Genomic DNA, 9363 nt, shown 5'->3' with positions numbered 1-9363 from the left:
CGCGTTGCCCGCCGCGGCGCCGGTGGCCGGGGCGGCGGCGCCGGGCCGCTGGGCCGGGCGGTTGGCCGGCGTGGCCGCGGCCGGACGGTTGCCGGTGGCCGGGGCCGCACCGGGGCGGTTCCCCGCCGGTTCCGCGGCGCCGGGACGGCCGGGCAGGCGCAGGCTTTGCGACGGGCTGGGGGCCGGCGGGGTGCCGGCGGCGGGCGCAGCCGGAGCCTGGGCCCGCGGTTGCGCAGGCATTGCGAGAACGAGAAGGGTGGCCGGAAGGGCGTGCAGGAGTCGCATCGGATCGGGTCTATTGAGGGCCGCAAGCGGGCGCATCGGTCAAGGCGCCCGGAGCGGTTTCGCCCGAACCGTGTCGGCGGGGAAGCGCCCCCCGGCGCCCGGCCCCATGCGGCAGGCCGGCATCAGGTTCCGGCACTCGCGGGACGTGCGGCGGGGCTAGAGCGAGACGATCTGCCCTGCCCCCACGGCCTCCAGGAAGGTGGCGACCCCCGCCACCTCGGCGTCCGGCAGCAGGGACCGGCCGGACAGGTCCTCCGCCCGCAGGCCGGCCTCGCAGGCCAGCAGGCGCACCGGCAGGGCCAGGGCGGCGTCCAGCAGCTCGGCCAGGGTGGCGACGCCGCGCGCGGCCAGGACGGCCTCCCGCGGATCGGCGGCCAGGGGCGCGTCGCGCAGCAGCAGCCGGCAGCCGGCATTGGTGGCGAAGAGGGTGGTGTCGCGTCCCAGCGCCGCGGCGGCGGTGGCCACCACCAGGGCGTAATGCGCCTTGTCGTGGCCGCCGGAGCTCAGCAGCACGCCCAGCGAGGGCCGGGCCGGGCCGCTCACGCCGCCTCGCCGGGGGCGAAGCTGGTTGCCGCCGTGGCTTCGCAAACCAGGCCGCTGCCGCCGGCGCGGTGCGCCGACAGGTCGCGGATGGTGGCGGCCTCCCCGCACAGGGCGCAGGCCGGGTCGCGACGCAGGCGGATGTCGCGGAAGCGGGTGTCCAGCGCGTCCCACAGCAGCAGGCGGCCGGACATGCCGGTGCCGATGCCCAGGATCTCCTTCAACACCTCGGTGGCCTGCAGCGTGCCCATCACCCCCGTCACCGCGCCCAGCACCCCGGCCTCGGAGCAGGAGGGCACGAGGCCTGGCGGCGGCGGTTCCGGGTGCAGACAGCGGTGGCAGGGATGCGGCGCGCCGAGGAACGACTTGAAGGTGGACAGCTGCCCCTCGAAGCGCAGCACCGCGGCGGACACCAGCGGCCGCCGCAGCAGGTGACAGGCATCGCCCAGCAGGAAGCGGGTGTCGAAATTGTCGGTGCCGTCGCAGACCAGGTCGTAGCGAGGAATGATCGCCGCGGCGGTTTCGGCATCCAGGCGGCAGGGATGCACTTCGACGCGCACTTCCGGATTCAGCGCGGCCAGGGTCTGGGCGGCGCTCTCGGCCTTGTTGCGGCCGATGCGGGTGGTGTCGTGCACGACCTGGCGCTGGAGGTTGCTCAGCTCCAGCGTGTCGTGGTCCACCAGCCCGATCGTGCCCACCCCCGCCGCCGCCAGGTAGAGCGTCAGTGGCGCCCCCAGCCCGCCGGCGCCCACCACCAGCACCCGCGCGTCCCGCAGCTTCCCCTGGCCGGTGGCGCCGACCTCGGCCAGCAGGATGTGGCGGGAATAGCGGTGCAGTTCCGCTTCGGAAAAGTCGAGCGACATGCCGCCGCATATGGCGCGCTGGCCCGGCCGCGGCCAGGGCATCCCGGCGGCCGCTCCGCATCCCTGCCCGGCGAACGGCGCGCCGCCGGTTCCGGCAGCGCGCGGCGGTCGGGCGGTGCTGGGTCCTGGTGGATCGGTTGCACCTGGATGTCCTGGCCGCGGCCAAGGGGGCTCTGCCCCCTTGGAGCCCCCGCGAGGAGCTTAGGCTCCTCGACCTCATGAGTGCCTCCGGCGGGGGCGGGTTGGCCGACGTTGGTCACGAAGGACAACGTATCCCGGCCCGCCCCCGCCGGAGGCACTCAAGTGGGGTCCGGGGAGTTTAAACTCCCCGGCTCGGGACAAAGGCTTCGCCTTTGCCCTGGGGTCCAGGGGCAGCGCCCCTGGCCAACGCCAGGACATCCAGGCGCAACCGATCCACCAGGACCCAGCCCCGCTCCGCCCGCCGCACAGGCCCGGGAACGCAGCCCTGCCATGGCCGAGGGCTCGGTTGACCCTGCCGGGCCGGGGGCCGAGACGGCGGGCGCGGTGGAGGAGTGGCGGCGGATGCGGCAGGCGGGGGCGGACGGCGCGGCGGAGGGGCCGGCCGGCGGCACGGTGCTGCTGCTGGCGGTGGGCTGCGGCGTGGTGGTGGCCAACCTGTACTACAGCCAGCCGCTGATCGCGCTGATCGGGCCGGCGGTGGGGCTGGGACCGGTGGCGTCCTCGCTGCTGGTGACGCTGACGCAGCTGGGCTACGCCGCCGGGCTGCTGCTGCTGGTGCCGCTGGGCGACCTGGTGGAGAACCGGCGGCTGGTGGTGGCGACGCTGTGCCCGGTGGTGCTGGCGCTGCTGGCGGCGGCGGTCAGCAGCTCCGCCCTGCCCTTCCTGCTGGCGGCGCTGGTGATCGGGCTGGGCTCCTCCGTGGCGCAGATGCTGGTGCCGATCGCGGCGCACCTGACGCCCGCGGCCTCGCGCGGGCGGGTGGTGGGCAACGTGATGGCCGGGCTGCTGCTGGGCATCCTGCTGGCGCGGCCGGTGGCCAGCCTGGTGGCGGACACGCTGGGCTGGCGGGCGGTGTTCGTGGGCTCGGCCGCGGCCACGGCGGGGCTGACGGTGCTGCTGGCGGTACAGTTGCCGCGCCGCCAGCCGGAGGGCGGCATGGCCTATGGCGCGCTGCTGCGCTCGCTGTGGCCGGTGCTGCGCGACACCCCCGTGCTGCAACGGCGCGCCACCTACCAGGCGGCGCTGTTCTGCGGCTTCTCGCTGTTCTGGACCGCGGTGGCGCTGCACCTGGCGGGCGAGCCCTTCCACCTGTCGCAGCGCGGCATCGCGCTGTTCGCGCTGGCGGGGGTGTCAGGCGCGGTGGCGGCCCCCCTGGCGGGGCGGCTGGCGGATCGCGGCCACACCCGCGCGGGCACCGGCGCAGCGATGCTGGCGGTGCTGGCGGCGTTTCTGCTGGCCTTCGCAATGCCGGATTCACTGCCGGCGCTGGTGGTGGCGGCGCTGCTGCTGGACCTGGGCGTGCAGGCCAGCCTGGTGCTGGGGCAGCGCACGATCTACGCGCTGGGGCCGGAAACCCGCAGCCGGCTGAACGGGCTGCACGCCGCCTGCTTCTTTCTGGGCGGCGCGGTGGGCTCGGCCCTGGTGGGGGCGGTGTTCACCGCCGGCGGCTGGCGGGCGGTGAGCGCGCTGGGGGCGGTGATCGTGCTGGCGGCGCTGGTGTTCTTTGCCGGCGAGTTCCGCGGTGGGCGAGGAGACGGGACAGGAACGCCCTCGGAACCGCCTCGATGAGGCAGGACCAACTCACGCCTTTACCGAGGACGTCCTATTCGACGGCATGAGCGAAATGCCGCAGATCGGCGCGGTTTTCCGATCCAGCTGTTCTGCGCGCCACGCTGAACCGACTGTGAAGATCGTGCAGGCGTTCGGCTTCGCGTTCATCCGGCATCAGGGATAGAGCCTGCGTGATGGCCTCCGCGGCACCCTGCACGTCTCCGGCGGAATGGCGCCGCATGGCCAGGGTTTTCAGGTCCGGCACGGTCGGGCCACGCAGGGCAACGACGCGTTCAGCAGCGGCCAGAGCAGCTTCATGGTCCGCAAATCTGCTGGCCAGATGAGAAAGCCTGGACTGCGCCAAGGGATAGGACGGGTCGATCAGGACGGCCTTCCTGACCTCCTCGTAAGCCTCACGGTCCCGCCCCGCCTTCTGCAGCAAGCCTGCGAGCATATCGCGCAGCCTGACGTCCTTGGGAGCGCAGGACACGGCCCGCCGCGCTGCATCAGCAGCTTTCGTGAAGTTGCTTCGGCGCCCCTCGATCACCGCCACTCTCTGATGATTGGATGCCGTATCCGGATCGAGATCCGCAGCGCGGTTTGCGGCCTCAGCCGCCTCATCCAGGCGCCCGGCTTCCATCAGCCATACGGAGAGCCGGATCGGCGCCTCCGCGAAGCGCGGCATGGCGCAACAAACCTCCTGGGCCTTGAGGATGGCATCTTCCAGTCTACCTGCTGCGGCCGCTCTGGCGGCCTCGCGGAGCGTTCCATAGCCATCCGCTGTTTTCATGGCCAGAACCGCCGTGGCGGCCTGAGCCAAAGGCGAGCAGGCCGCATCCGGGGACACAGCCCCAGCCTGTTGCGCAGCGATGCGCATCACGCGGTTCTGGAAGCCGTTCCAATCATGCGGCTCGAATGTCCCGGCGTGCTTCAGGCCAAGCCGCATCCCCCAGACGGGATGCCGATCGAGGGCGGCAAGTGAAACCAGCGTCGATCGGATGGAAGAAGCGCGGCGTTCAGCACTCGCCGTCCGACGCAGCACCTCCAGGTCTCCCGACAGTGCAGCCGAGATGAGACGGGTTGCCTTCGATGTATTCGCAAAAACCCCGGCGACGGCGTGGCCGGTTCTGGGCATGGGAATAATGGTTGTTTGCGGGGCCGAAAGTTTGATCAGGGAAACATGTCGCGCATCGCCCGCGTGAGTGGGATCAACCAGCACATAGGGCCGTCCGCACACGTCCCGCTCGCCGTCGGGCGCCATGTCATCGTTCAGGCCGGGTTCATAGAACTCCGTGTATTTATTCTCGAAGTCGCCGACCACCTTCGGATCGATCGAGAACTGGGGGGAGAAGGCCAGCGCAGCATCGGCGTCCAGGGACTTGGAATACTTCAGGGCTGCCCAACCGCCCATGGAGCCACCATAGGTGATGCGCTGCCCGAATTGCTTGATCTGCGGCAGTACCTGCTCCAGGGCAGCGCCGACATGTTTCTGCGGGAACCAGTTGCTGCTGCGGGACACGAACCCCACGGCATTGATCCGTGCCTTGTTACAGAGACCCTGCCCCCAGAAACTGGCGTCATCCGCCCGCATCCCGTTGTAGCCGAACGTGATCAGCAGGAAATCCGAGTCTCCGGGATGGAAAACGGCATAAAGCTCAGGCGACGAGTAGAGCAGCATCATGCATTTCCAGGTTCCGAGAAGCGGCAAGGCAGGCTGCTTGGTCCCTTTCAGGCCAGCCATATGGGATCTGCAGGAGGCGAACGACTGGGGTCAGCTGCTCGACGGCCTGCAGCACGGCTTCGTCCATGCTGTCCTCGAAAGCCGGCACCACGGAAGCAGGCACGACGAAAACGTCGAAGCCCTGATCGCTCCCTGTGTTCGCGCCAGGCATGTAGGATTGCGGCGGCAGGCCCAGCCGGGTGTCCACCTGCGCACATGCAGCCTCGGGCGTCACCACGACCCCGGCATCCCAGACACCACCATGCAGTCCAGCTCTCACTATGAAACGGGGCATGAAGTCCTCCCTGCTCAACTCTCAGTAGCATCACCGTTAACCATTTTCTAGGAAGAAGCGTGGCGACGAGCAGCCCGGATTGCTGGAAACGGCTTGCCCGGCCGGGTGCCATTCGGCCGCGGCCACCGCCCTCCCAGGGTCCCAGGGGAACAGCTTTCAGGCAGCGAACAGAGGACGGCGCCGGTCCGAGGCCCCTGAGCGTTTGCCCGTCCTGTGGCCGCAGCAGGGGGAGGGCAGTTGCGGCAGGGTGGTCGACCTGTTCGCGGGCCCCATGTTCGGAGGAGCGATCCAGCCTACCGGTCCAGGGGGCAACAGCGGGACCGGCGTCGAAGGAAGGCAAGCAAACGCGCCATGTGTCGGGATGGTACCCACGAACGCGTGGCTGGCCTGGGGCACGGCCCACCCCGAGGAGCATCGGCCGCAGCCTTTCCGTCGCCCCCAGGGGGGCCGCGACGCCAGCCCTACAGCATCGCCAGCGGCTGCTTGCGCTTGGGCGGCGGAAAGGCCGCGTCCAGTTCCGCCAGGTCCTGCGGCGTGAGCAGCAGTTCCGCGGCGGCGGCGTTGTCGCGCAGGTGCTCGGGGCTGGCGGATTTGGGGATGGCGATCACCCCCGGCTGCCGCAGGCACCAGGCCAGCGCCACACGTGCCGCGGAGCATCCGTGCCGCGACGCAACCGCCCGCAGCGCCGGGTGGCGCAGCAGCGCCCCGCCCTGTCCCACGGGGGAATAGGCCATCAGCGGCATGCTGTGGCGGGAACAGAAGGGCAGCAGGTCGAACTCCGCCCCGCGCGCTTCCAGATTGTAGAGCACCTGGTTCGTGGCGCAGTGCCCGATCGCGGTGCCCAGCTCCTCCAGGTCGTCCACGTCCAGGTTGCTGACGCCCCAACGGCGGATGTGGCCCTTCTCGCGCAGCTGCTCGAAGGCGGCCACCGTTTCGGCCAGCGGTACGGCGCCGCGCCAGTGCAGCAGGTACAGGTCCAGCGTTTCCACCCGGAGGCGGCGCAGGCTGTTCTCGCAGGCCCGCGCCATGCGGGCGGCGGAGGCGTTCTGCGGGTAAACCTTGCTGACCAGGAACACCTCGTCGCGGCGGCCGCGGATGGCCTCGGCCACCACCTCCTCGGCGCCGCCCTCGGCGTACATCTCGGCGGTGTCGATCAACGACAGCCCGAGGTCGAGGCCCAGCCGCAGCGCCGCGGCCTCGGCGCGCCGGTCGGCACCGCGCTCGCCCATCTTCCAGGTGCCCTGGCCCAGGGCCGGCACGGTGGTGCCGTCGGGCAGCATCACCTTTCGCATGGCGTATCCCGCCCGGCGGCTCTACATCGGCGTGCCATGCGTGCTCCCGTTCTCGTCTGCCTGCTGCTCGCCGCCGGTCCGGCGCTGGCGCAAACGCCGCCGCGGGGCACCTCCGGAGGAACGGAGGAGTTCGGCCCCTGGTTGCTCAGCTGTTCCAGCGACCGCATGACCGACCGCTCGGAATGCCGCCTGCTGCACCGCGAGCCGGTGGAGCCCGCCTCCGCCGGCCAGGCCGCCCTGGCGCTGGAGGTGATGGAGCGGGACGGCGCCCTGGTACCGGTGGTGACCGCGCGCAACCTGACGCTGGACGGGCTGGGCCGCGGGCTGCTGGCCTTCACCGGCACGGCGCAGCTGCGCTTCCCGCCCAACCGGCTGTTCGAGATGCCCTGCGGGCTGGAAGGCCGCTCCGTGATCTGCGCCCCACGCGCCAAGGACGCCGCCCGGGCCGCCGCCGAGCTGCCCGGCGCGGACCGCGTGCTGGTGCGGGTGGTGGGGCTGCTGCCGGACGGGCAGGAACGCGCCGAGCCCGCGGAGCTGCGGCTGTCGCGCACCGCCGAGGCCCTGGCCCGCGCCCGGGCCCGGGCGCCCGCTGGCAGCATGGCCGCGCCCCCCGCACCGGGCGGCTTCGAATTGCGGGAACTGATCGCCCGGCTGCTGCGCTTCTTCAGCGAGTAGTCACCCCCGGAGGCCGAGCACCCCATGTTCCTCGCCATGAACCGCTTCAAGGTCCTGCCCGGCGCGGAGGCCGATTTCGAGGAAGTCTGGACGTCCCGGGACTCGAAACTGCGCGAGGTGCCGGGCTTCGTGGAGTTCCACCTGCTGCGCGGCCCCGCGGCCGAAGACCACGTGCTCTACGCCTCGCACACGGTGTGGCGCAGCAGGGCGGATTTCGAGAACTGGACGCGCTCGGAAGCTTTTCGCGCCGCGCACCGCAATGCCGGCGGCAACAAGCCGCTCTACGCCGGCCACCCGCAGTTCGAGGGCTTCGAACCGGTCCAGAGCATCACCGCCGAGCCCGGCTGACCACCCGCGCTGCCTCCGGACAGCGCCCGATCCATGCCGGGCCAGGTGGCGGGGGTTCGGGCCAGCTGATCCGGCCAGGGCCAGGAGGCGCCGCCTCCCGGTGTCCTCCGCCGGGGAGGCCCGGCCAGACCATCTCGACGGAGCCGGCCACACGGCCGGGCGCGGCGCCGCTGGCCTCGGGTGCCGGCCTCGTGGCAGGTTGGCGGCACGATGGAACGGCGTGGCGAATGCCACGCAGGGGGAGACGCGAATGGTGGTGAGCAGACGGGATGCCCTGAAGCTGGGCGCGGCGGCCGGAGCGGCGGTGCTCGCCGCGCCGCGGCTGGCACGGGCGGCGGACCCGATCCGCATCGGGCTGATCCTGCCGATGACCGGCGCCTTCCAGTCCACGGGGCGGCAGATCGAGAACGGCATCCGCGTCCACATGCGCGAGCGCAACAACACGGTTGCCGGCCGGCCGGTGGAGTTCCTGCTGCGCGACGACGGCAACGTCGCCGACGCGTCGCGCCGCCTGGCGCAGGAACTGGCGGTGAACGACAAGGTGCGGATGCTGGCGGGCTTCGGCCTGACGCCGCTGGCGCTGGCCACGGTGCCGATCGCCACCCGCGCGAAGCTGCCGATGGTGGTGATGGCGGCGGCCACCTCCTCCATCACGGAACAGTCACCCTTCATCGTGCGCATCGCGCAGGTGGTGCCGCAGACCACCGCGCCGATGGCGGAATGGGCGGCCAACAACGGCATCCGCCGCGTGGTCACGCTGGTGTCGGATTACGGCCCCGGCCAGGACGCGGAAACCTGGTTCAAGCGCCGCTTCACCGAGAAGGGCGGGCAGGTGGTGGACGCGCTGCGCGTGCCCCTGGCCAACCCGGATTTCGCACCCTTCCTGCAGCGCGTGCGCGACCTGTCGCCGGACGCGATGTTCGTGTTCGTGCCCGCCGGTGCGGGGGCTGCCGTGATGAAGCAGTTCGCGGAACGCGGGCTGGACCGCTCGGGCATCAAGATGATCGCGCTGGGCGACGTGACGGAGGACGACATCCTGCCGGGCATGGGCGACCCGGCGCTGGGCGTGGTCACCTCGCACCATTATTCCGTGGTGCATGACAGCGACGCCAACCGCCGCTTCCTCGCCGCCTATCGTGAAACGATCGGGCCGGCGCGGCCGAACTACATGGCGGTGCACGGCTATGACGGCGCCGCGCTGATCTGCCGCGCGCTGGAAGCCGCCGGCCCCGATGCCGAGGGTGCGGCGCTGGTGGAAGCGATGAAGGGCATGGCCTGGGAAAGTCCGCGCGGCCCGATCTCCATCGACCCCAAGACGCGCGACATCATCCAGAACGTCTATATCCGCCGTGTCGAGCGCCGGAACGGCGAGTTGTACAACGTGGAGTTCGACACGCTGCCCAACGTGCGCGACCCGGCGAAGGCGTAAGGCACGCGGCAGGCCGGTGGTCCCGGGAGGGGGAGAAAGAATTCTCCCCCTCCCGGACCCTCCCCCTCATCTTTTTCCGGGAGTGCTGCCGCGGTCGAGCGGCGACGTTGCTCGCGCCGGAGGGCCATGCCCTCCGGCGACTGCGGTGTCAGCCCGCGATAACA

General features: G+C 71.4%; 9 protein-coding genes. 4 read left to right on the top strand and 5 right to left on the bottom strand.

Annotation, left to right across the window (positions count from 1 at the left end):
• Nucleotides 1–441 precede the first annotated feature (441 nt).
• On the bottom strand, nt 442–828 hold the full coding sequence (locus tag ACLIBK_RS17170) for a DsrE family protein (RefSeq protein WP_415388508.1): 387 nt from the start codon (nt 826–828) through the stop codon (nt 442–444).
• Nucleotides 825–1688 carry a HesA/MoeB/ThiF family protein gene (locus ACLIBK_RS17165; RefSeq protein WP_415388507.1) on the bottom strand — a complete coding sequence of 288 codons (864 nt, stop codon included), beginning with the start codon at nt 1686–1688 and terminating at the stop codon, nt 825–827. The genes ACLIBK_RS17170 and ACLIBK_RS17165 overlap by 4 nt, the downstream gene beginning before the upstream one ends.
• A gap of 471 nt (nt 1689–2159) precedes the next feature.
• On the opposite strand from ACLIBK_RS17165, the gene ACLIBK_RS17160 reads away from it, so the two are divergent.
• Nucleotides 2160–3458: an MFS transporter gene (locus tag ACLIBK_RS17160; RefSeq protein WP_415388506.1), complete on the top strand. Its 1299-nt coding sequence runs from the start codon at nt 2160–2162 to the stop codon at nt 3456–3458.
• 34 nt (nt 3459–3492) lie between these two features.
• Here the strand turns inward: ACLIBK_RS17160 and ACLIBK_RS17155 are convergent, their stop codons facing one another.
• The 3 genes from ACLIBK_RS17155 to ACLIBK_RS17145 all read right to left on the bottom strand — a co-directional run bounded on the left by ACLIBK_RS17155 (nt 3493) and on the right by ACLIBK_RS17145 (nt 6747).
• Entirely contained in the window at nt 3493–5121 is a 1629-nt protein-coding gene (locus ACLIBK_RS17155) for a hypothetical protein (protein ID WP_415388505.1), read from the bottom strand.
• On the bottom strand, nt 5096–5398 hold the full coding sequence (locus ACLIBK_RS17150) for a hypothetical protein (protein ID WP_415388504.1): 303 nt from the start codon (nt 5396–5398) through the stop codon (nt 5096–5098). Before ACLIBK_RS17150 ends, ACLIBK_RS17155 begins: the two co-directional genes overlap by 26 nt.
• 518 nt (nt 5399–5916) lie before the next feature.
• The gene (locus ACLIBK_RS17145; protein ID WP_415388503.1) at nt 5917–6747 is read right to left on the bottom strand and encodes an aldo/keto reductase; all 831 of its coding nucleotides are present in this window, start codon (nt 6745–6747) and stop codon (nt 5917–5919) included.
• 36 nt (nt 6748–6783) lie between these two features.
• Between ACLIBK_RS17145 and ACLIBK_RS17140 the strand changes: the two genes are divergently transcribed.
• The 3 genes from ACLIBK_RS17140 to ACLIBK_RS17130 all read left to right on the top strand — a co-directional run bounded on the left by ACLIBK_RS17140 (nt 6784) and on the right by ACLIBK_RS17130 (nt 9199).
• Nucleotides 6784–7422, top strand: coding sequence for a hypothetical protein (locus ACLIBK_RS17140; RefSeq protein ID WP_415388502.1), 639 nt, complete (start codon nt 6784–6786; stop codon nt 7420–7422).
• Nucleotides 7423–7446: 24 nt separating this feature from the next.
• Entirely contained in the window at nt 7447–7770 is a 324-nt protein-coding gene (locus ACLIBK_RS17135) for an antibiotic biosynthesis monooxygenase family protein (RefSeq protein ID WP_415388501.1), read from the top strand.
• A gap of 256 nt (nt 7771–8026) precedes the next feature.
• Entirely contained in the window at nt 8027–9199 is a 1173-nt protein-coding gene (locus tag ACLIBK_RS17130) for an ABC transporter substrate-binding protein (protein ID WP_415388500.1), read from the top strand.
• Nucleotides 9200–9363 lie beyond the last annotated feature (164 nt).

This window comes from Roseomonas sp. BN140053 (assembly GCF_047690175.1).
Taxonomy (GTDB): domain Bacteria; phylum Pseudomonadota; class Alphaproteobacteria; order Acetobacterales; family Acetobacteraceae; genus Roseomonas.
The sequence above is the reverse complement of the archived record's forward strand: the minus strand, read 5'-3'. Positions and strand labels throughout refer to the sequence as shown.

Excerpts from the sequence above, each read along its gene's own strand:
- ACLIBK_RS17165 (WP_415388507.1), bottom strand. The coding sequence starts at position 1,688 with ATGTCGCTCGACTTTTCCGAAGCGGAACTGCACCGCTATTCCCGCCAC.
- ACLIBK_RS17160 (WP_415388506.1), top strand. The coding sequence starts at position 2,160 with ATGGCCGAGGGCTCGGTTGACCCTGCCGGGCCGGGGGCCGAGACGGCG.
- ACLIBK_RS17155 (WP_415388505.1), bottom strand. The coding sequence starts at position 5,121 with ATGATGCTGCTCTACTCGTCGCCTGAGCTTTATGCCGTTTTCCATCCC.
- ACLIBK_RS17145 (WP_415388503.1), bottom strand. The coding sequence starts at position 6,747 with ATGCGAAAGGTGATGCTGCCCGACGGCACCACCGTGCCGGCCCTGGGC.
- ACLIBK_RS17140 (WP_415388502.1), top strand. The coding sequence starts at position 6,784 with ATGCGTGCTCCCGTTCTCGTCTGCCTGCTGCTCGCCGCCGGTCCGGCG.
- ACLIBK_RS17135 (WP_415388501.1), top strand. The coding sequence starts at position 7,447 with ATGTTCCTCGCCATGAACCGCTTCAAGGTCCTGCCCGGCGCGGAGGCC.